At 71.5% G+C, this 21,535-nt stretch carries 14 protein-coding genes and 1 pseudogene; 11 read left to right on the forward strand and 4 right to left on the reverse strand.

The annotated features are described in order from the left end of the window. Positions 1-141: 141 nt before the first annotated feature. The 6 genes from ABZ910_RS09485 to holA all read left to right on the forward strand — a co-directional run bounded on the left by ABZ910_RS09485 (position 142) and on the right by holA (position 7,121). Positions 142-852 (forward strand): hypothetical protein, encoded by a 711-nt coding sequence (locus ABZ910_RS09485; RefSeq protein ID WP_361361286.1) that lies wholly within the window; start codon positions 142-144, stop codon positions 850-852. A gap of 79 nt (positions 853-931) precedes the next feature. After that, positions 932-1,777: a DegV family protein gene (locus ABZ910_RS09490; RefSeq protein WP_361361287.1), complete on the forward strand. Its 846-nt coding sequence runs from the start codon at positions 932-934 to the stop codon at positions 1,775-1,777. 116 nt (positions 1,778-1,893) lie between these two features. Then, positions 1,894-3,045, forward strand: coding sequence for a ComEA family DNA-binding protein (locus ABZ910_RS09495; RefSeq protein WP_361361289.1), 1,152 nt, complete (start codon positions 1,894-1,896; stop codon positions 3,043-3,045). Continuing rightward, complete coding sequence (locus ABZ910_RS09500; protein WP_361361291.1) at positions 3,042-5,669, forward strand: ComEC/Rec2 family competence protein; 2,628 nt, start codon at positions 3,042-3,044, stop codon at positions 5,667-5,669. The genes ABZ910_RS09495 and ABZ910_RS09500 overlap by 4 nt, the downstream gene beginning before the upstream one ends. A gap of 114 nt (positions 5,670-5,783) precedes the next feature. Beyond that, the gene (locus ABZ910_RS09505; protein ID WP_361361293.1) at positions 5,784-6,029 is read left to right on the forward strand and encodes a hypothetical protein; all 246 of its coding nucleotides are present in this window, start codon (positions 5,784-5,786) and stop codon (positions 6,027-6,029) included. Between the two features lie 102 nt (positions 6,030-6,131). Beyond that, positions 6,132-7,121, forward strand: a complete 990-nt coding sequence (gene holA / locus ABZ910_RS09510) for a DNA polymerase III subunit delta (protein ID WP_361361294.1) — start codon at positions 6,132-6,134, stop codon at positions 7,119-7,121. A gap of 238 nt (positions 7,122-7,359) precedes the next feature. Here holA and rpsT read toward each other — a convergent pair whose 3' ends face one another. Next, positions 7,360-7,626: a 30S ribosomal protein S20 gene (gene rpsT / locus ABZ910_RS09515; RefSeq protein ID WP_361361296.1), complete on the reverse strand. Its 267-nt coding sequence runs from the start codon at positions 7,624-7,626 to the stop codon at positions 7,360-7,362. Positions 7,627-7,860: 234 nt separating this feature from the next. On the opposite strand from rpsT, the gene lepA reads away from it, so the two are divergent. After that, complete coding sequence (lepA, locus tag ABZ910_RS09520; protein ID WP_361361298.1) at positions 7,861-9,729, forward strand: translation elongation factor 4; 1,869 nt, start codon at positions 7,861-7,863, stop codon at positions 9,727-9,729. A gap of 275 nt (positions 9,730-10,004) precedes the next feature. Then, positions 10,005-11,879, forward strand: a complete 1,875-nt coding sequence (locus tag ABZ910_RS09525; protein ID WP_361361300.1) for an AMP-dependent synthetase/ligase — start codon at positions 10,005-10,007, stop codon at positions 11,877-11,879. 111 nt (positions 11,880-11,990) lie between these two features. On the opposite strand, the pseudogene ABZ910_RS09530 reads toward ABZ910_RS09525, so the two are convergent. Both ABZ910_RS09530 and ABZ910_RS09535 read right to left on the reverse strand, forming a co-directional pair. Continuing rightward, positions 11,991-12,431: pseudogene (locus ABZ910_RS09530) on the reverse strand (response regulator); the annotation flags it as partial. 12 nt (positions 12,432-12,443) lie between these two features. Further along, positions 12,444-16,571, reverse strand: a complete 4,128-nt coding sequence (locus ABZ910_RS09535) for a HAMP domain-containing protein (protein WP_361361302.1) — start codon at positions 16,569-16,571, stop codon at positions 12,444-12,446. Between the two features lie 102 nt (positions 16,572-16,673). On the opposite strand from ABZ910_RS09535, the gene ABZ910_RS09540 reads away from it, so the two are divergent. The 3 genes from ABZ910_RS09540 to ABZ910_RS09550 all read left to right on the forward strand — a co-directional run bounded on the left by ABZ910_RS09540 (position 16,674) and on the right by ABZ910_RS09550 (position 20,684). Further along, on the forward strand, positions 16,674-18,731 hold the full coding sequence (locus tag ABZ910_RS09540) for a SpoIIE family protein phosphatase (RefSeq protein ID WP_361361304.1): 2,058 nt from the start codon (positions 16,674-16,676) through the stop codon (positions 18,729-18,731). A gap of 41 nt (positions 18,732-18,772) precedes the next feature. After that, positions 18,773-20,005 carry a radical SAM family heme chaperone HemW gene (hemW, locus tag ABZ910_RS09545; protein ID WP_361361306.1) on the forward strand — a complete coding sequence of 411 codons (1,233 nt, stop codon included), beginning with the start codon at positions 18,773-18,775 and terminating at the stop codon, positions 20,003-20,005. A gap of 100 nt (positions 20,006-20,105) precedes the next feature. Beyond that, a complete protein-coding gene (locus ABZ910_RS09550) occupies positions 20,106-20,684 on the forward strand; it encodes a Uma2 family endonuclease (protein ID WP_361361308.1) in 579 nt (192 codons plus the stop codon). Here the strand turns inward: ABZ910_RS09550 and ABZ910_RS09555 are convergent. After that, positions 20,662-21,531, reverse strand: coding sequence for a DUF3097 domain-containing protein (locus ABZ910_RS09555; protein ID WP_361361310.1), 870 nt, complete (start codon positions 21,529-21,531; stop codon positions 20,662-20,664). The genes ABZ910_RS09550 and ABZ910_RS09555 overlap by 23 nt on opposite strands. Between the last annotated feature and the right edge of the window lie 4 nt (positions 21,532-21,535).

Here is a 21,535-nt window from a genome sequence, read left to right on the forward strand (position 1 = left end):
CGGCGTAAAGGCCGGGACGCCGCCTCCGGGTAGTCCCCTACGGGCAGGTTCAGGGTTCAGCGGGAACCCCGAGCCTGCCCGCTTGCGTTTACCGTTGAAGAGCGGAGCGATCTGCCCCGCGTCGGCTGGAGGTGGAGCGTCGTGGAAGCAGTGATCGCAGTCTTCGCCGTGCTCTTCCTGCTCTTCGTGGCCGTCGGCGCCTACGCCGCGGTCAAGGCGGTCGGCGCCGCCAAGCGCGGTGTCGACCGGACGGTCACCCAGGCGCGCCGCACGGTCGAGGACCACACGCTGCGCGCCAAGTCCCTCGCCCGGCTCGGTCCCGCGGGCGAGATCGCCCAGCTCCGGCTCACCCTGCGCACCTCGATGCGCGCCACCCAGGACGCGCTGGGGGCAGGTGTACAGGTCGACGAGTCGCTGAAGGAGTCCCTCGGCCTCTTCGACCGGCTCAGCGTGCACGGGCGCGAACTGGACGACGAACTCAGGCGCCTGGACTTCGAGCCCGACAGAGCGACGCTCGCGGAGCGGCTGCCCGAGCTGCGCCGCCGTACCGAGCGCATCACCCGGTCCGCGGACTCGCTGCGCTGGGCCGTGCGCGACCGCGCCCACCGCTTCGCCGAGGACGACCTGGACGCGCTGAGCGCTCAGATAGACGTCGAGGCGGGCGCACTGCGGCACTGGCAGCGTACGGAGCCCTCGGCGACGCCGCCCCGGCCGGAGGCAGGACAGCCGTCAGGCCCCGCCGACGAACCGGCCCGTTCCACCGCCGAAGCTGCCCGTCCCGCCCTCACCCGGTCCGGCAGGCGTCCGGAGTACCCCTGGCAGCGGAAACCCCGCCCCGAGCGCACCACTTGACCCCTGATCCGGCCGCGCCCGGGCGGTATGGGAGGGGTCGGTCTGCCGCCTGTGCGCTACGCCAGGTAACCTCCAGCTCATGTCCCGCCATGTCGCGATCGTCACCGATTCCACGGCCTACCTGCCGCCCCGGACGATGGAGCGCCACGGCATCACCGCGGTGCCCCTGACCGTGGTCCTCGGCGACCAGGCACTCGAAGAGGGCACCGAGATCTCGACGCGCTCCCTGGCCCAGGCACTGCAGAAGCGGCGGCCCGTCACCACGTCCCGCCCCAGCCCCGAGATGTTCGCGGAGACCTACCGCAGAGTCGCCGAGTCCGGCGCCACCGGCATCGTCTCGCTGCACCTGTCCGCCGAGTTGTCGGGCACGTACGACGCCGCGGTCGTCGCGGCCCGCGAGGCGCCGGTGCCGGTGCGGGTGGTGGACACCGGGATGGTCGCGATGGCGCTCGGCTTCTGCGCGCTCGCCGCGGCCGAGGTGACGGAGGCGGGCGGCACCGTGGACGAGGCCGTCACCGCCGCCGAGAAGCGGGCCGCGGGCACCTCCGCGTACTTCTACGTCGACACGCTCGACTATCTGCGCCGCGGCGGCCGCATCGGTGCCGCCCAGGCGCTGCTCGGCTCCGCGCTCGCCGTGAAGCCGCTGCTGCAGCTGGACGGCGGTCGCATCGAACTCCTGGAGAAGGTGCGCACGGCGTCGAAGGCGATCGCCCGCCTCGAGGAGATCGTGGCCGACCGTGCGGCCGGCGCGGAGGTCGACATCGCGGTCCACCATCTCGCCGCCCCCGACCGGGCGTCCGCCCTCGCCGACCGGCTCCGGACGCGGGTGCCGGGGCTGGCCGACCTGCACGTCAGCGAGGTCGGCGCCGTGATCGGGGCGCACACCGGGCCGGGGCTGCTGGGCGTGGTCGTGTCGCCGCGGTGACACCGGTATCCGACTGGATCACTCTTGTGGGTGGCCGAGTTGTCCACAACTGGGCGGCCGTCCCCGGAAATTGAGCAAGATCATCGCGAAGTGGCGAGTTGCCGGATCCTCGTCGCATGGCACTTCGATCACACACACGCACAGCCACAGCGACCAGCGGCCCGGGCCGTGCCCCCGCCTCCGACGGCCGTACGGCCCACCGCCGCCGCACCCCACCACCCTCCCGCCGCCGCGCCCGGAACCGGCACACACCGGCGGACGAACTGCGCCGCCGCGCGGAACTGCTCTTCGGTGAACGAGCCGGAGAACGCCGGGAGTCGGGGCATGGACCGCCGGAGTCGCGGAGGCGTGCGGATGCGGCGCCGGAGAACCTCTCCGAGGAGGGCGTCGGCGAGATCCGTGTCCGAGACGGCACGCAGACACCTGAACGGGCCGTGTCCCCTGGGGATTTCGCCGAGGACGGACCGGGCTGGAGGGAACGTCTCGGGACCGCCCTGCGTGAGCGGATGCCGGTGTGGCTGCAGGTCAGGTGTGGCATGGAGCGGCGGGGCGTGGTCGCGCTCGCGGTGCTGCTCGCCGTCGCCGCCGTGTTCGCCGTGCAGCACTTCTGGTCCGGCCGCACCCAGCCCGTACGCGCGCCGCAAGTCGTGCGGGCACAGGCGCCGTTCGGAGCGGACGACGGAGCCGGGGGAGGGGAGCACACCGGCGACGGTGCGACGGGAGCCGATGCCGCCGGTACCCCGGGCGGCTCGGGCGCGACGGCTGGGACGGCCGGGACGACGGCCGGGAGTGCTCCGGGGGCGGCGGGAGCGCAGATCGTGGTGGACGTCAGCGGCAAGGTGCGGAACCCGGGCATTCATCGGCTTCCGGCCGGTTCGCGGGTGGCCGACGCCCTGCGGGCGGCGGGCGGGGTGCGTCCGGGCACCGGCATCGAGGGCCTCAACCGCGCCCGTGTCCTCATGGACGGCGAACAGGTCGTCGTCGGCGCCCCCGCACCGGCACCGATGCCCGGCGCCGGAGGCGTGAGCGGATCCGGCTCGGCGGGCGGCTCCAGCGGCGCGGCGGGCGGACCCGCGACCCCGATCTCCCTCAACACGGCCACCGCGGACCAGCTCGACACCCTGCCCGGAGTCGGCCCCGTGCTGGCCCAGCACATCATCGACTACCGCACCGAGCACGGCGGTTACCGATCCGTCGACGAACTGCGCCAGGTCAACGGCATCGGCGACCGGCGCTTCGCCGACCTGCGGAACCTGGTGCGGCCATGAGCCACCTGTCCGACGGTGCCTCGCCCGCGAGCACGGCCTCCCGCCGAGCCGTGCACGCCGACTCCGGGAACCGGCTGGGGGTCGCCCACCCACGCCAGGAGGGACCGACGGACCTGCGCCTCGTGCCGCCGGCTCTGGCGGCCTGGGCGACGGCGGCGGTGGCGTTGGACGCCTCACCGCCGTGGGCGATCGGTGTCGCCGTCGGCTGCCTGATCACCGCAGCCGCCCTGCTCCTGGGCCGTCCCCTGCTCCTGGGCCGTCCCCTGCTCCTGGGCCGTCCCCTGCTCCTGGGGCGTCCCCTGGTACGGGCTGCCCGTGCCCGGTTCCCGGCGCGGTGGTTCACCCGACCGGTCGACGCCTCGGCCGCCGCCGTGCTGCTCTGCGTCGCCGCGGCCGCCGTGTCCGCCGGGCTGCACGGGGCGGACGTGCGTCGTGGACCGGTGCCGGCACTGGCACGCCAGTACGCCACCGTGACCGCGGAGGTCGAGCTGGAGTCCGACCCCTGGCTCAGCAGACCGCGCGTCCGGGGCGATCACGCGGCCCCGGTCACCGTCCTGGTCCGCGCCGAGGTGCGACGCGTCGAGGCATCCGACGGGACGGTGACCGGCACGCGGACACCGGTGCTGATGATGGTCGGCGCGGATGTCCCGGCACCGGGTAAGGGCGCCGGCGGGCCTGCGGGAAGCGGGCGTTCGGCGTGGCTCGGGATGCTGCCCTCCACGCGGCTGAGGGTCAGCGTGCGGCTGGCGCCCGCGATGACGGACGGGGACCGGATCGCGGCCGTGGCGCGTGTCACGCGGCAGCGGGTTCCCGAGGCCGTGGCCGGGCCGAGCGCGCCGCAGCGGCTGGCGGGGCGGTTACGGGCCGGGCTGCGCGTGGCGACCGACGGCTTGCCCTCGGATGCGCGGGCGCTGCTTCCCGGCCTCGTCGTCGGGGACACGTCGCGGATCACGCCCGAGCTGGACGAGGCCTTCAAGGAGACGGACCTGGCGCACACGCTCGCCGTCTCCGGCAGCAACCTCACCGTCCTGCTGGCCCTGCTCCTCGGACCGCCCGGCCTGGCCCAGCACGTCGAGCGCCGTGGGCTCGCCCCGCGCCTGGGCATCTCGCTCCGGACCACCGCACTGCTCGCGGCGGTGCTGACGCTCGGATTCGTCGTCGTGTGCAGACCGGACCCGAGCGTGCTGCGGGCCGCGGCCTGCGGGGCCGTCGCACTGCTCGCCCTGGCGACAGGACGCCGCAGATCACTGATTCCGGCCCTGGCGACGGCCGTCCTGCTGCTGGTGCTGTACGACCCCTGGCTGGCCCGTGGTTACGGGTTCCTGCTCTCCGTGCTGGCCACCGGCGCGCTGCTGGTGCTCGCGCCGGGGTGGAGCGCGGCGCTGCGACGGCACGGAATGCCTCTACGGCTGGCGGAGGCGCTGGGCGCGGCTGCCGCGGCGCAGGCCGTGTGCGCGCCGGTCGTCGCCGTGCTGTCGGCGCGCGTGAGCCTGGTGGCGGTGCCCTGCAACCTGCTCGCCGAGGTCGCGGTCGCCCCGGCCACCGTGCTGGGGTTCGCGGCCCTGGTGACGGCGCCGGTGGCGATGCCCGTGGCCAAGGTCCTCGCCCGGTGCGCGAGTTGGCCGGCCGGTTGGATCGCGGGTGTCGCCCGGGCCGGGGCCGCGCTGCCCGGCGGGGGAGTGGACTGGCCGGGGAACTGGCTGGGGGCGCTGCTCCTCGCCGGGGCCACGGTGGTGGTCGTGCTCGTCGGACGGCGACTGCTGCGGCACCCGTGGTGGTGCGCGGCCTGCGGGGTGCTGCTCCTGCTGCTGGTGATGCGGCCGGCACCGCTGACCCGGGTGATCACGGGCTGGCCGCCGCCGGGCTGGCGATACGCGGTGTGCGACGTGGGGCAGGGCGATGCGACGGTGCTCGCGGCGGGTGAGGGCAGCGGCGTGGTCGTGGACGCCGGACCGGACCCGGCCCTCGTCGACCACTGTCTGCGGGAGCTCGGCATCACCAGGATCCCGCTCGTCGTCCTGACCCACTTCCACGCCGACCATGTCGCGGGGCTGCCCGGCGTGCTGCGCGGGCGCTCGGTGGGCGCGATCGAGACGACGTCCTTCGAAGAGCCCGCGGACCAGGTCGAGTTCGTACGGAGGGAGGCGGCTGCCGGACACATCCCGCTCACTCAAGCGGTCGGCGGGGAGCGGCGACGCGCGGGTGCGCTCTCGTGGCAGGTGCTGTGGCCTCCGCCAAGCGCTCCCGCTCCGGACGACCCCAACGACGCGAGCGTCACGCTGCTCGTCCGGTCGGCCGGGCTGCGGCTGCTGTTGCTCGGAGACCTGGAACCCCCGGCCCAGCAGGCGCTGTTGAGATCGCCGCAGGTGGCCGAATTGGGCGGCGTGGACGTCCTGAAGGTCGCCCATCATGGCTCGGCCTACCAGGATCCGGCGCTGATACGCCTCGTGGCCCCGCGGTTGGCACTCATCTCATGCGGTGCGGACAACCCGTACGGCCACCCGGCACCCGGCACCGTGTCCGCGCTCCGGGCCGGAGGGGCGGTGGTGCTGCGCACGGACGAGGACGGCGCGCTGGCGGTCACGGGGACGGGGGCGGAGCTGCGGGTGGCTGCGCGGGAGTGAGGGAACGAACCAGTCGCTCTTCTCGATCCCTCACGACCCTCCCGACCCTCCAGCCCCTCGTGCCACCGGCCCCCTCGCCCCTCGGCACCCGTCAGGTGCCGGAGAATGGTGCACGTGAGCGATGTGAGACACGTGCTGGTACTGCCCGACCGCGATGCCGCCGAGGAGGTGGCGGACGCGCTCGGTGAGCGCTTCGGGATCGTCGAGGAGCCACGGCTCGTCCGGGACGCGCTGGCCGGTGAGGACGATGCCGAGGACGCGCAGTGGCTCGTCGTTCTGCGGGACGCGGAGGAAGCGCTGGATCCCGTGGAGCTGGACGCGCTCGCGGGGGAGTGGGACGGGTGGCGCGAGGAGCCGTGACCGTGGCTCTGCGGGGCGGCCGGGGCGGCTGTGCTTCGGCCCGGTGCGGTGGCCGTCCCGCGGCGCCGTTCGATGTCAGTGCCGCGTGGGATGCTTGTCACGATGGCCAGGAAGACTGCTAACGACGACCCTCTCGCCCCGGTGACGCTTGCCGTGGGCCAGGAGGACCTCCTGCTCGACCGTGCCGTGCGGGAGGTGGTGGCCGCCGCCAAGGCCGCCGACGCCGACACGGACGTACGTGACCTGACACCGGACCAGCTGCAGCCCGGCACCCTTGCCGAGCTGACCAGCCCCTCGCTCTTCGCGGAGCGCAAGGTCGTGGTCGTACGCAACGCGCAGGATCTGTCGGCCGACACGGTCAAGGACGTGAAGGCGTATCTCGGGGCGCCCGCCGAGGAGATCACCCTGGTGCTGCTGCACGCGGGCGGCGCCAAGGGCAAGGGGCTGCTGGATGCGGCGCGCAAGGCGGGGGCGCGGGAGGTGGCCTGCCCGAAGATGACCAAGCCGGCGGACCGGCTGGCCTTCGTGCGCGGCGAGTTCCGTGGGTTCGGCCGGTCGGCCACGCCCGAGGCGTGCCAGACGCTGGTCGATGCGATCGGGAGCGATCTGCGGGAGCTGGCGTCCGCGGTGGCGCAGTTGGTCGCCGATGTCGAGGGGACGATCGACGAGTCGGTCGTCGGGCGGTACTACACCGGCCGGGCCGAGGCATCGAGCTTCACGGTCGCCGACCGGGCGGTCGAGGGGCGTACGGCGGAGGCGCTGGAGGCGCTCAGGTGGTCGCTGGCGACCGGGGTGGCGCCGGTGCTCATCACCAGCGCGCTGGCCCAGGGGGTTCGGGCGATCGGCAAGCTGTCGTCCGCGCGTGGAGGGCGGCCCGCCGATCTCGCGCGGGAGCTGGGGATGCCGCCGTGGAAGATCGACCGGGTGCGGCAGCAGATGCGGGGGTGGACGCCGGACGGGGTCGCCGTCGCGTTGCGGGCCGTGGCCGAGGCGGATGCGGGGGTGAAGGGGGGCGGGGACGACCCCGAGTACGCCCTGGAGAAGGCCGTGGTCACGATCGCGCGGGCGGCTCGCTCCAGGGGCAGGGCGTAACGGGAGTCCCGCCGTCCGGGGAAAAGAGACAGACCCGAGAACGCCAGAACCCCCGCCGCCCACCCTGGGGAAGGGAAGGTGCGGGGGTTCCGGGTCAAGCTGTGGGATCCGCGCCCGCGTGGCGAACGCAGGCCGCGCGCGGATCATGGGGTGCCGGACGGGAGCGGATGAGAGAGGGCCCGCTCTGGGTCCTTCCGGCGGTCAAGTCAGGGGATGAGCCCGTGCGGGCCCAGCCGACTCAGCCCTTGAGGGAGGTGACCTTGGAAGCCAGGGCCGACTTCTTGTTGGCGGCCTGGTTCTTGTGGATGACGCCCTTCGAGACGGCCTTGTCGAGCTGACGCGCGGCAGCGCGCTGGTGCTCGGTGGCCTTCTCGACGTCACCCGCGGCAGCGGCCTCGCGGGCCTTGCGGATCGCGGTCTTCAGGGAGGACTTGACGGCCTTGTTGCGCAGCCGAGCCTTCTCGTTGGTCTTGATCCGCTTGATCTGGGACTTGATGTTCGCCACGAATGAGCCTTTTCAGGTTCAGGCACGGGGCCGCACGGCTCCGTGCCGGGATTTTCGAAAATTACTGAATCTTCTCGCGCGCCTCGTGCTGAGAGGGCATGAGGCACAGCCATCTACAGTACCAGCGGCCCTGCAGGCGGCCCAAAACGGTTCCCGGTCGCTGCCCGTGGGACCATGGAGACTACGTATCGATCCGACCCGAGGCATAAGGCGCCTCAAGAGACAGGACCCTGCGTGCCCGCGATCCCTAACAATGTGCCCGAGCCGAGCCGTACCGACCCGGCTCTGATCCGCAATTTCTGCATCATCGCGCACATCGACCATGGCAAGTCCACGCTCGCCGACCGGATGCTCCAGCTGACCGGCGTCGTCGAGCAGCGGCAGATGCGTGCTCAGTACCTCGACCGCATGGACATCGAGCGTGAGCGTGGCATCACGATCAAGTCCCAGGCGGTGCGTCTGCCGTGGGCTCCCACCCACGATCCGGGTAACACCCACATCCTCAACATGATCGACACCCCCGGGCACGTCGACTTCACGTACGAGGTCTCGCGGTCGCTAGCCGCCTGCGAGGGGACCGTCCTCCTCGTCGACGCCGCCCAGGGCATCGAGGCGCAGACCCTCGCCAACCTCTACCTGGCGATGGAGAACGACCTCGCGATCATTCCGGTGCTGAACAAGATCGACCTGCCGGCCGCGCAGCCGGAGAAGTTCTCCGAGGAACTGGCGAACCTCATCGGGTGCGACCCGGACGACGTGCTCAAGGTGTCCGCCAAGACGGGCATGGGCGTCGAGGCCCTCCTCGACCGGGTCGTCGAGCGGATCCCGCACCCGGTCGGCGTCAAGGACGCCCCGGCCCGCGCGATGATCTTCGACTCGGTCTACGACTCCTACCGCGGCGTCGTGACGTACGTCCGTGTCGTCGACGGTCAGCTCAACAAGCGTGAGCGGATCAAGATGATGTCCACGGGCGCCACCCACGAGCTCCTGGAGATCGGCACCAACTCGCCGGAGATGCTGCCGGCCGACGGCCTCGGCGTCGGTGAGGTGGGCTACCTCATCACCGGCGTGAAGGACGTCCGCCAGTCCAAGGTCGGTGACACGATCACCAGCCAGTCCAAGGGCGCCGAGGAGCCCCTGGGCGGATACAAGGACCCGAAGCCCATGGTCTTCTCGGGTCTGTATCCGCTCGACGGCTCCGACTACCCGGACCTGCGCGAGGCCCTCGACAAGCTCCAGCTCAACGACGCCGCGCTCGTCTACGAGCCGGAGACCTCCGCGGCCCTCGGCTTCGGCTTCCGCGTCGGCTTCCTCGGCCTGCTCCACCTGGACGTGGTCCGCGAGCGGCTGGAGCGCGAGTTCGGGCTCGACCTGATCGCCACCGCGCCGAACGTGGTCTACCGCGTGGTGATGGAGGACGGCGGCGAGCATGTCGTCACCAACCCGAGCGAGTTCCCCGAGGGGAAGATCGGCGAGGTGTACGAGCCGGTCGTGCGCGCCACCATCCTGGCGCCGAGCGAGTTCATCGGGTCGATCATGGAGCTGTGCCAGACCCGGCGCGGTGTGCTCCTCGGCATGGACTACCTGTCCGAGGACCGGGTCGAGATCCGGTACACGCTTCCGCTCGCCGAGATCGTCTTCGACTTCTTCGACCAGCTGAAGTCCAAGACCCGCGGCTACGCCTCCCTCGACTACGAGCCCACCGGCGAGCAGACCTCCAGCCTGGTCAAGGTCGACATCCTGCTGCACGGCGACAAGGTGGACGCCTTCTCGGCGATCACCCACAAGGACCAGGCGTACGCGTACGGCGTGCGGCTCGTCGCCAAGCTCAAGGAGCTGATCCCGCGGCAGGCCTTCGAGGTGCCGGTCCAGGCCGCCATCGGCTCCCGGGTCATCGCCCGCGAGACCATCCGTGCCATCCGCAAGGACGTCCTCGCCAAGTGCTACGGCGGTGACATCTCCCGTAAGCGGAAGCTGCTGGAGAAGCAGAAGGAGGGCAAGAAGCGGATGAAGATGGTGGGTTCCGTGGAGGTTCCGCAAGAGGCCTTCATCGCCGTCCTGTCCAGTGATGACAGTGCGGGGTCGGGCAAGGGCAAGAAGTAACCGGCGGCTGCTTCCGGTCAGTCCGTCAAAACAGGCGCAAGAGGGGTCCGTCGTGCGAAAGCGCGGCGGGCCCCTACGCGTGCGTAGCGTCGCTCTCTGTAGAAACTGACAGTCCGCCGCCCCTTACGCGCGGGCGGGTGGGGCTCTAGTCTGATCTCTGCTCGATAGTTACTCACGGGTTAAACAACCTCGCGGTCCGTCTCCCGAGCCCCAACCCGTGACAGAACCCAGACGCACTGAGCCAGCCGCACTGCCGCGGGGCCCCGGAGGATGTCGTGAGCGACACACAGACACTGATCGAGAACCGTCCGCCGTCCGTGGCGGCCCTCTTCCTGGACCGCGTTGCGGCCACCCCGGACGCCGAGGCCTACCGCTACCCCGTACCGCCCGCTTCGGGCCAGGGCGCGGACGACTGGAAGTCGCTGACCTGGGCCGAGGCCGCCCAGCGGGTCTTCGCGATCGCCGCGGGCCTCATCGAACTGGGCGTTCGGCCCGAGCAGCGCGTCGCGCTCGCCTCCTCGACCCGGGTCGAGTGGATCCTCGCCGACCTCGGCATCCTGTGCGCGGGCGCGGCCACCACGACCGTGTACCCGCAGACCAACGCCGACGAGTCGGCGTTCATCCTCTCCGACTCCGAGAGCCGCGTGCTGATCGCGGAGGACGCGGCCCAGGTCGCCAAGGCGCGAGAGAAGCGCGACGAGCTGCCCGGCCTCAGCCATGTGGTCGTCATCGACCCGGCCGGCGTAGACACCGACGACTGGGTGCTCACGCTCGCCGAGCTGGAGCAGCGCGGCGGCGCCTACCTGGAGAAGAACCCCGAGCTGATCAAGGAGCGGGTGGCCGCGCTCACGAAGGACCAGCTCGCCACCCTGATCTACACCTCGGGCACCACCGGCCGCCCCAAGGGCGTACGCCTGCCGCACGACAACTGGTCGTACATGGCGAAGGCGATCGCCGCGACCGGGCTGGTCGGCGGCGAGGACGTGCAGTACCTGTGGCTGCCGTTGGCGCACGTCTTCGGCAAGGTGCTCATCTCCGGCCAGATCGAGGTCGGCCACGTCACCGCCGTCGACGGCCGCGTCGACAAGATCATCGAGAACCTGCCGGTCGTCCAGCCGACGTACATGGCGGCCGTGCCGCGCATCTTCGAGAAGGTCTACAACGGGGTCGCGGCCAAGGCGCGGGCCGGCGGCGGCGCCAAGTACAAGATCTTCCAGTGGGCGGCCGGGGTCGCGCGCGAGTACGCCAAGGTCTCGCAGGACAACTTCCGCCGCACCGGCACCCACGCCGTGCCGTTCTCGCTCGGCGCCAAGCACAAGGTCGCCGACGCGCTCGTCTTCGCCAAGATCCGTGAGGCGTTCGGCGGCAACCTGCGCGCCTGCGTCTCCGGCTCCGCCGCCCTCGCCCCCGAGATCGGCTACTTCTTCGCGGGCGCCGGCATCCACATCCTCGAGGGCTACGGCCTGACCGAGTCCTCCGCGGCCTCCTTCGTCAACCCCGGCGAGGCCTACCGCACCGGCACGGTCGGCAAGCCGGTACCCGGCACCGAGGTGCGCATCGCGGACGACGGCGAGATCCTGCTGCGCGGCCCCGGCATCATGGAGGGCTACCACGGGCTGCCCGAGAAGACCGCCGAGGTCCTGGAGTCGGACGGCTGGTTCCACACCGGCGACATCGGTGAGCTGTCCCCCGACGGCTATCTGCGCATCACCGACCGCAAGAAGGACCTCATCAAGACGTCCGGCGGCAAGTACATCGCGCCCGCCGAGGTCGAGGGGCAGTTCAAGGCGGTGTGCCCGTACGTCTCCAACATCCTCGTGCACGGCGCCGACCGGAACTTCTGCACGGCCCTCATCGCGCTCGACGAGCCCTCGATCCTGGCGTGGGCCGAGGAGAACGGCCTGGGCGGCAAGTCGTACGCCGAGGTCGTGGCCGCGCCCGCCACGGTCGAGCTGATCGACGGCTACGTCCAGCAGCTCAACGAGGGGCTCCAGCGCTGGCAGACCATCAAGAAGTTCCGGCTCCTGCCGCGTGACCTCGACGTCGAGCACGGCGAGATCACGCCGAGCCTGAAGCTGAAGCGGCCGGTCGTGGAGCGGGCGTACAAGGGGCTCATCGACGAGATGTACGCGGGAAGCCGTGAGGCATAGAGCGTAGCGCTCCGCGGGAAGGGCGGGGGAACTGCGGTCCGTTGTCGGCTGCGGCCGTGCCATGGCCGGTCGCGCAGTTCCCCGCGCCCCTTCGGGTCAGGACACGTGTCCCTTGTCCATCAGTCGCCGTAACTCCCGTACCTGCGTGCGCAGTCGGTGGAGTTCCAGGAACACGTTGACCTTCGCCCGCAGGACCCAGGGGTCGAACGGCTTGGTCAGGAAGTCCGCGGCTCCTGTCGCGTAGCCGCGGAAGGCGTAGCCGGACTTCTCCTCCGTACCCGTGAGGAAGATGATCGGGACGTCCTTGGTCTGGTCGAGCCGTTTGATGTTCGCGGCGGTCTCGAAGCCGTCCATGCCCGGCATCCGGATGTCGAGGAGGACCACGGCGAAGCGCTGACGCAGCAGCGCCTTCATCGCCTCCTCGCCCGAACGCGCCCGTACGATCGGCTCGTTGAGGGACCCCAGGACGGCCTCCAGGGCCGTCAGGTTGTCCTCCATGTCGTCGACCAGGAGTATGCCGGCGTGCCCCTCGGTCGTTGCCTCAGCGCTCATGGTGACGGTGCCTCACTCGGTCTCTTCCTCCGCGGCCGGTTCGACCGCACCCGGCTCCCATTCCTGCGCGCTCTCCGGGTCGAGGAGGGCGCAGACGACCGTCAGCAGCCGGTCGACGTCCACCGGCTTGGGCACGTAGTCGTTGGCGCCGCCCGCGATGGACTTCTCCCGGTCACCGGGCATCGCCTTCGCCGTCAGCGCGACGATCGGCAGGCCCGCCCAGCGCGGGGCGCGGCGGATGGCGGCGATGGTCTCGTAGCCGTCCAACTCGGGCATCATGATGTCCATCAGGACCAGCTCGACGTCCGGGTTGCGCTCCAGCGTCTCGATGCCCTCGCGGCCGTTCTCCGCGTACAGGACGGGCATGCCGACGCGGCCCAGGACATGGGTGAGCGCGAACACGTTGCGGATGTCGTCGTCCACGATGAGCACCCGCCGTCCGGGCAGCACCTGCCCCGCCCGGCCCGCCTTCCACGCCTCCAGCTTGATGGGCGCCGGCCAGGAGTCGTCCGCGTCGTGGGCGGCCGGGAACGGCTCGGACGACAGCTGCTGCGGCAGGGCCGGCATGCGCTCCTGTGCGGTCGGACCGGTCGCCGTGTGCCCGGGGCTCGCGACGGGGACGTACAGCGTGAACGTGGACCCCTTGCCGGTCTCGCTCTCCGCGACGATCCTGCCGCCCAGCAGGCCCGCGATCTCCCGGCTGATGAACAGGCCGAGGCCGGTGCCTCCGTACTTGCGGTTGGTGGTGCCGTCGGCCTGCTGGAACGCCTCGAAGATCACCGGGAGTTTCTCGCGGGCGATCCCGATGCCCGTGTCCGAGACCTGGAAGGCGATCACCTCGTCGCTGTCGCGGACCAGACGGTGCTCCGGGTCCTTCACCCGGCTCACCCGCAGCTCCACCCGGCCCGTCGCGGTGAACTTGATCGCGTTGGAGAGCAGGTTGCGCAGGATCTGCTGCAGCCGCTGCTCGTCCGAGTACATCTCGCGCGGTACGTCGTCGCCGACCGTCACCTCGAAGGCGAGGCCCCGGTCCAGGGTGAGCGGGCGGAAGGTGGCGTGGACGTAGTCGAGGAGCTTGATCAGCGGCAGCCTCTTCGGGCGTACGTCCATCCGGCCGGCCTCGATCTTCGACAGGTCCAGGATGTCGTTGATCAGCTGGAGCAGGTCCGAGCCCGAGCGGTGGATCGTGGTCGCGAACTGCACCTCCTGGTCGGAGAGCCGGCCGTCCGCGTTGTCCGAGAGCAGTCTCGCCAGGATCAGCAGTGAGTTCAGCGGCGTCCGCAGCTCGTGCGACATGTTCGCCAGGAACTCCGACTTGTACTGGGACGAGGTGGCCAGCAGGGCCGCCTTCTCCTCCAGTTCGGCGTTGGAGCGCTGCAACTCGGCCTGCTGCTTCTGGAGTTCGTCCGAGCGCTCCTGGAGCTGCATGGCCAGCCGCTGGGACTCGCCGAGCAGGGACTCCGTACGGGAGTTGGCGATGATGGTGTTGATCGCGACGCCGATCGTGTTCACGAACTGGTCGAAGAACGCCAGGTGCACGTCGGAGAAGCGGGAGAAGGACGCCAGCTCGATCACGCCGAGCAGCTTGTCCTCGAAGAGGATCGGGATGATCACGATCGTGGTGGGGGCCGCTTCCCCCAGCCCGCTGTAGATCCTGATGTAGTCCGGCGGGGCCTCCTCCACCAGGATCCGCTTCTTCTCGCGGGCCGCCTGGCGGACCAGGCCGTGCACGGGAAGGCCGCCCGTCTCGACCGTCGCGCCCTGCGCCGAGCCGTACCCCGCGATGTAGGCCAGGCCCTTGGCGGGCACGGGCGTACGCAGGGACGAGCCCTCCTCGTCCGGGTCGGCCAGGAAGAAGGCGCCGTACTGGGCGTTCACCAGCGGGGTCAGCTCGCGCAGGATCAGGTCGGCGACCTCCATCAGGTCGCGGTGGCCCTGCATCAGGGCAGCCAGACGGGCCAGGTTGGACTCCAGCCAGTCCTTCGCGCGGGTCGTCTCACGCAGGTTGGCCACCATCAGGTTGATGTTGTCCTTCAGCTCGGCGACCTCGCCCTGCGTCTCCACGGTGATCGAGCGGGACATGTCGCCCTGGGCCACGGCGGAGGCGACCTCGGCGATCGCGCGGACCTGGGTGGTGAGGTTGAGCGCGAGCTCGTTCACGTTCGTCGTCAGGCGCTTCCAGGTGCCGTACACGCCCTCGACCCGGGCCTGGCCGCCGAGCCGGCCCTCCGAGCCGACCTCGCGGGCGACACGGGTCACCTCGGAGGAGAAGGACGACAGCGTGTCGACCATGGTGTTGATGGTGGTCTTCAGCTCCAGGATCTCGCCGCGGGCGTCCACGTCGATCTTCTTCGACAGGTCGCCCTGGGCGACGGCCGTCGCCACCTGGGCGATGTTGCGGACCTGCGAAGTGAGGTTGTCCGCCATGTAGTTGACGTTGTCGGTCAGGTCGCGCCAGACGCCGCTCACGCCGCGCACCTGTGCCTGGCCGCCGAGGTTGCCGTCGGTGCCGACCTCGCGGGCGACCCTCGTCACCTCGTCGGCGAAGGCGCGCAGCTGCTCCACCATCGTGTTGACGGTGTCCTTCAGCTCCAGGATCTCGCCGCGGGCGTCGACCGTGATCTTCTTGGACAGGTTGCCGTTGGCGACGGCGGTGGTCACCTGGGCGATGTTGCGGACCTGCGACGTCAGGTTCAGCGCCATGAAGTTGACGTTGTCCGTGAGGTCCTTCCAGACACCGCTCACGCCGCGCACCTGCGCCTGGCCGCCGAGGTTGCCCTCGGTGCCGACCTCGCGGGCGACGCGGGTGACCTCGTCGGCGAAGGCGGAGAGCTGGTCGACCATGGTGTTGATGGTGGTCTTCAGCTCCAGGATCTCGCCCTTCGCCTCCACCGTGATCTTCTTGCCGAGGTCGCCCTGGGCCACGGCGGTGGAGACGAGCGCGATGTTGCGGACCTGGGAAGTCAGGTTGTCCGCCATGTAGTTGACGTTGTCGGTGAGGTCCTTCCAGACACCGGAGACGCCCCGCACCTGGGCCCGGCCGCCGAGGTTGCCGTCGGTGCCGACCTCGCGGGCGACCCTCGTCACCTCGTCGGCGAAGGCGGAGAGCTGGTCGACCATGGTGTTGATGGTCGACTTCAGCTCCAGGATCTCGCCCTGGGCGTCGACCGTGATCTTCTGACTGAGGTCGCCGTTGGCGACGGCGGTGGTCACCTGGGCGATGTTCCGTACCTGTGAGGTCAGGTTCGACGCCATGAAGTTGACGTTGTCCGTGAGGTCCTTCCAGACGCCGCTCACACCCCGTACCTGGGCCCGGCCGCCCAACTGCCCCTCGGTGCCGACCTCGCGGGCGACGCGGGTCACCTCGTCGGCGAAGGCGGAGAGCTGGTCGACCATGGTGTTCACGGTGAGCTTCAGTTCGAGCAGCTCGCCGGTCGCCTCGACCGTCACCGTGCGGGTCAGGTCGCCGCGGGCCACCGCCGTGGTCACCAGGGCGATGTCACGGACCTGTGCGGTCAGCCGGGACGCCATCGTGTTGACCGCCTCGGTCACGTCCCGCCAACTGCCCGACAGGCCCTGCACCTTGGCCCGTCCGCCGAGCCGCCCCTCGGTGCCGACCTCGCGGGCGACCTGGGTCACCTCACCCGTGAACAGGGACAGCTGGTCGACCATCTTGTTCACGGTCCGGCCGAGCCGCCGCAGGTCGCCGCGTAACTGGCGGCTGCCGTCGTGCAGATCGACCCGCTGGGTCAGATCGCCGCCGGCGACCGCGTCGAGCACGCGCGTGGCGTTGGCCGCCGGGGCGACCAGGGCGTCGAGCACCTGGTTGACGTCGTTGACCCGGGACGTCCACGCGCCCTGTCCGGGGCTGGCCGAGAGCCGCTCGTCGAGCCGGCCGTGCCGGACCAGTTCCCGCTTCACGCGCTGCACCTCCGTGTTGAAGTGCAGGCTCCGGTCCATGATCTGGTTGAAGACCGCGGTGAGTTCGGCGGCGATGCCCTGCCCGGTCTCCGGCGCCTTGGTGAAGTCGCCGTCCCGCGCGGCGGTCATCGCGGCGAGGAGAGCACGCAGTTCGGATGCTCGGATTTGCTCCGGTTTCTGTCCGTATTCGAGCACGCGCGGTGCACGGTTCTCACTCATGGTGGCCCACTTCGGTAACTCGGCGCTTATGGGCGCGGCCAGTCTGTCACTCTGTCCGGACCGACGGAGGCCTATTCGTCCGAACTGCTCGGGGAGCCGGCCATGGGGGCCATACCCACGCAACGGGAGACCGTTTCCCGTGCCTGTGATGCGCCTGCGCACCGGGTCGCGGGGAACGGTGATCCGCCCGCGGGCGGGGCCGCGGAGAACCACGCCGCGCCTGTGGGCGGGGCCGCGGAGCAGCGGCCCGAGGTGTGTACGACGCTGCCCGGGAGCCCGCTCGCGCCCAGCTCCGCGCGGGCGCTGATGCGCGCCGCGTTCGCCGACTGGGCGCGCCTCGGGCTGGTGGGCGGGGAGCGGCTGGCCGACGACGCGATGATCGTCGTCAGCGAACTCGTCACCAACGCCGTCGTGCACGCCGGCACCGACCTCGATCTGGTCTGCCACTTGGAGGACACCGGGGCGCTCGTCATCGAGGTCTGCGACCACCACCCCTCGCGCGCCCCGCGCGACCACGGCACGGAGAGGCCGTACGAGACAGCACGCGAGCACGGCACCGGGACGCCGTACGAGACGCCGGAGTACGGGCGCGGCCTGCGCCTGGTCGCCGCGCTCGCCGAGAGCTGGGGCGTCACCTACCGCACCGGCGCGAAGACGGTGTGGGCGCGGCTGCCGGCCGAGGGGAGCGCGGCCTCCGGCGAGATCGCGGCGTACGCCGGCGAGCGCGCCCCGGAGCGCGGGCTGCACGTCGCCGAGATCCTCGCACCGGAGCCGCCGCCGCTCTCCGCCGCGCCCGACCGGTGGGACCCGCATCGCGCCGAGCGCGACCGGGACTGGCTGGGCCGGGGCGCGCTGTCCTTCCTGGCCGAGGCCTCCGACCTGCTCGCCGGACAGCTCGACGAGAACCTGGTCGCCGCCCTCACCGGGCAGCTGATCGTGCCGCGGCTCGCCGACTGGTGCGCGGTGTGGCTGGAGGACGAGTCGACCGGGCGCCGGGCCGGGAACGGGGGCGGCTGGGGCGACGGGACCGGAGGGGCCGGGCCGCGGCTGGCCCGGGTCTGGCACGGCAGCGAGAACCGCATGGAGGAACTGCGCCGGGCCCTGGAGAAGGACCCGCCGTGCCCGCGGGACGACGCACTGCGGTCCGGACCCGAGCCGTACCCCTGGCCGGGCGAGGCGCTCGGCCCGGGCGGCGCGCACGGCGCCGCGCTCGCCTACCGGCTGATCGCGGGCGGCCGGCCGCTGGGCACACTGGTCATCGGGCGGTGCGGGCTGCCGTGCTTCCCCGACGAGATCACCGGGCTCGTCGAGGACCTCGGCCGCCGGGTCGCCCTCGCCATCGGCGCCGCCCGCCAGTACGAGCGCCAGGCCACCATCAGCGCCGTGCTGCAACGCGGGCTGCTGCCCGGCGCGGTCGCCGAGATCCCCGGGCTGCGCAGCGCGCTCGTCTACGAGCCGTGCGACAAGGGCGGCCCCAGCGGCGACTTCTACGACCTGTTCCCGGCCGGCGACGGCCGCTGGTGCTTCGCCGTCGGCGACGTGCAGGGCAAGGGCCCGGAGGCGGCCGTGGTGATCGGGCTCGCCCGCCCCTGGCTGCGCCTGCTCGCCCGCGACGGCTACCGCGTCGCCGACGTCCTCGACCGCCTCAACCAGCTCCTCCTCGACGACGCGACCGAGGCGGCGGACGCGGCGGCCCGCGCGCTGGTGGCCGCGGGCGGTCGTGCCGTGGCCCCCGGCGACGGTCCCCAGACCCGCTTCCTCTCCCTGCTCTACGGCGAACTGGTCCCCTTCGACGGCGGCGTCCGCTGCACCCTCGCCTCCGCCGGTCACCCGTTGCCGCTGGTCCTCGGACCCGACGGCGAGGTCCGCACGGCCGCGCAGCCGCAGACCCTGCTCGGGGTCGTCGAGGACGCGACGTACACCAGCGAGACCATCGAGCTGGGGCCGGGCGACAGCCTGCTGTGCGTCACCGACGGGGTGACCGAGCGGCGCTCCGGCTCCCGCCAGTTCGACGACGGGGACGGGCTGGCGCAGGCGCTCGCCGGGTGCGTGGGACTGAGCGCCGAGCTGATCGCGGAGCGGATCAGACGGCTGGTGCACGAGTTCGGCGGACGGCCGCCGGAGGACGACCTGGCGCTGCTGGTGCTGCAGGCCGAGTGACGCGCTCCGGAGCTTCCCCGCCGGTGCTGGACAATGAAGGCATGCCTTCCGCTCTCCCCGACGGCGAGCCCGTACCCGCCGACGGCACGCTGCCCGCGTCCGCGCTCGCCGGGGCCGCCGACCGACCTCTCGGGTTCTACCTCCACGTCCCGTACTGCGCGACCCGCTGCGGCTACTGCGACTTCAACACCTACACCGCCACCGAGCTGCGCGGCACCGGCGGCGTGCTCGCCTCCCGCGAGAACTACGCGGACACGCTGACCGACGAGATCCGCCTGGCCCGCAAGGTGCTGGGCGACGACCCGCGCGAGGCCCGCACGGTCTTCGTCGGCGGCGGCACGCCCACCCTGCTTCCCGCCGCGGACCTCGTACGGATGCTGGCGGCGATCCGCGACGAGTTCGGCCTGGCGGCCGACGCCGAGATCACGACGGAGGCGAACCCGGAGTCGGTCGACCCCGCCTACCTGGAGACCCTGCGGCAGGGCGGCTTCAACCGCATCTCCTTCGGCATGCAGAGCGCGAAGCAGCACGTGCTGCGCGTGCTGGACCGCACCCACACGCCGGGGCGTCCCGAGGCATGCGTGGCAGAGGCGCGCGCGGCCGGCTTCGAGCACGTCAACCTCGACCTGATCTACGGCACCCCGGGCGAGTCGGACGACGACTGGCGCGCCTCCCTGGACGCGGCGCTGGGCGCGGGCCCCGACCACATCAGCGCGTACGCGCTCATCGTCGAGGAGGGCACCCAGCTCGCCCGCCGCATCCGCCGGGGCGAGGTCCCGATGACGGACGACGACGTCCACGCGGACCGCTACCTGATCGCGGAGGACCGGCTGTCGGCGGCGGGCTTCGACTGGTACGAGGTGTCGAACTGGGCCACGTCGACCGAGGGCCGCTGCCTCCACAACGAGCTCTACTGGCGCGGCGCCGACTGGTGGGGCGCGGGGCCCGGCGCGCACAGCCACGTCGGCGGGGTGCGCTGGTGGAACGTGAAGCATCCGGGCGCGTACGCGGCGGCGCTGGCCTCCGGCCGCTCCCCGGGCGCGGGCCGCGAGCTCCTCTCGGAGGAGGACCGCAGGGTCGAGCGCATCCTGCTGGAGCTGCGCCTGCGGGAGGGGGTGCCGTTGGAGCTGCTGCGCCCCGACGGCCTCGCGGCGTCGCGCCGGGCACTGTCGGAGGGGCTTCTGCAGGAGAAGCCGTACGGCGAGGGCCGCGCGGTGCTGACGCTGCGGGGGCGGTTGTTGGCGGACGCCGTGGTCAGGGACTTGGTGGACTGATCACTCCGGCGGGTGAATCCGTGCGGAACGCCGGTTCGGTCCCTAACCTGATTCGTAGGCTGCCGCCGACAGTACGCGGCGGATATGGAGGGTCACGGAGATGACCGCTGTGGACGAGCGCGGGATGACCAAGTTGTTCGAGGAGCTCGAGCCTCCCGAGGGTGTCAAAGTCGAGCTTCTCCGGGGGGAAATCGTGATGATGGCCAGCCCTGATCTGGTGCACAACGTGATCGTCGAAGAGGTGTTGGACCAGATTCCGCGCAAACGATGGGCCCGTCTCCAGACCCAGGACGTCGACATCCTCGACGAGGCCAGCGAGCCGGTGCCGGACTTGGTGGTCTTGGAGCGCGAAGCCATGCCAGGTTCAGGCCGACTTCTGCCGTGCTCGCTGATCACGATGGTCGTTGAGGTCGTCTCCAAGACCAGTGTCGCGCGAGACTACGAAGTCAAGCGGTCGATCTATGCTGCCGGCAAAGTGCCCGCCTACCTCATCGTCGACCCGATCATGGCCCAGTGCGTCCTGTTGACGAAGCCCGTCGGAGAGGGAGAGCGCGCCGACTACCAGGTGCAACAGGTCACGAAGTTCGGTGACCCGCTCCCGCTGGAGGTTCTGGGGCTCGAACTGGACACCGGGGACTTCGGAACGTTCCCCGGCGTCAAGCCCCACCGCTATCCGTAACGAAATCGATCAACTCCTCCACCCGCCCCAGAAGTTCCGGCTCCAGATCCTTGTAAGACCCCACCCGCCCCAGAATCCCCTGCCAGGCCGCCCCCGTGTTCTCCGGCCACTCCAGCGCCCGGCACACCCCCGTCTTCCAGTCCTGACCGTGCGGCACCCGCGGCCAGCCCGTGATGCCCAGGGACGACGGCTTCACCGCCTCCCAGATGTCGATGTACGGGTGGCCCACCACCAGCGCGTGCTCGGTCGTCACCGACTGCGCGATGCGCCACTCCTTCGTGCCCGGCACCAGGTGGTCCACCAGGACGCCCAGCCGTGCGTCCGGACCCGGTGCGAAGTCGGCCACGATCGACGGCAGGTCGTCGACGCCCTCCAGGTACTCCACGACCACGCCCTCGATGCGCAGGTCGTCGCCCCACACCTTCTCGACCAGTTCCGCGTCGTGCCGGCCCTCGACGTAGATGCGCCCGGCGCGGGCCACGCGTGCCCGGGCGCCGGGGACGGCGACCGAACCGGAGGCCGTACGGGCGGGACGTGGCGGAGCCGAGGACGACGGACGCACCAGGGTCACCACGCGCCCCTCCAGGAGGAAGCCCCGCGGCGCCAGCGGGAACACGCGGTGCTTGCCGAAGCGGTCCTCCAGGGTCACCGTGCCCGCCTCGCAGCGGATCACCGCGCCGCAGAAACCGGTGCCGGGCTCCTCCACCACCAGGCCGGGCTCCGCCGGGACCTCAGGGACGGGTTTCGGCCTCTTCCATGGCGGGGTCAGGTCGGAGGAATACGGACGGAGGCGCGGGCCCGAAGGGCCCTCGTTGGAAGGGTGGTGGCCGGAGACGGGCGGGCGCATTCGG

The organism is Streptomyces sp. NPDC046805, from assembly GCF_040645355.1.
GTDB lineage: Bacteria > Actinomycetota > Actinomycetes > Streptomycetales > Streptomycetaceae > Streptomyces.

Bases quoted from the DNA above. Each gene is read 5' to 3' on its own strand.
- ABZ910_RS09495 (WP_361361289.1), top strand. From the start codon at position 1,894: ATGGCACTTCGATCACACACACGCACAGCCACAGCGACCAGCGGCCCG.
- ABZ910_RS09540 (WP_361361304.1), top strand. From the start codon at position 16,674: ATGGGGGCCATACCCACGCAACGGGAGACCGTTTCCCGTGCCTGTGAT.
- ABZ910_RS09550 (WP_361361308.1), top strand. From the start codon at position 20,106: ATGACCGCTGTGGACGAGCGCGGGATGACCAAGTTGTTCGAGGAGCTC.
- ABZ910_RS09535 (WP_361361302.1), bottom strand. From the start codon at position 16,571: ATGAGTGAGAACCGTGCACCGCGCGTGCTCGAATACGGACAGAAACCG.
- ABZ910_RS09500 (WP_361361291.1), top strand. From the start codon at position 3,042: ATGAGCCACCTGTCCGACGGTGCCTCGCCCGCGAGCACGGCCTCCCGC.
- hemW (WP_361361306.1), top strand. From the start codon at position 18,773: ATGCCTTCCGCTCTCCCCGACGGCGAGCCCGTACCCGCCGACGGCACG.
- holA (WP_361361294.1), top strand. From the start codon at position 6,132: ATGGCCAGGAAGACTGCTAACGACGACCCTCTCGCCCCGGTGACGCTT.
- ABZ910_RS09490 (WP_361361287.1), top strand. From the start codon at position 932: ATGTCCCGCCATGTCGCGATCGTCACCGATTCCACGGCCTACCTGCCG.
- ABZ910_RS09555 (WP_361361310.1), bottom strand. From the start codon at position 21,531: ATGCGCCCGCCCGTCTCCGGCCACCACCCTTCCAACGAGGGCCCTTCG.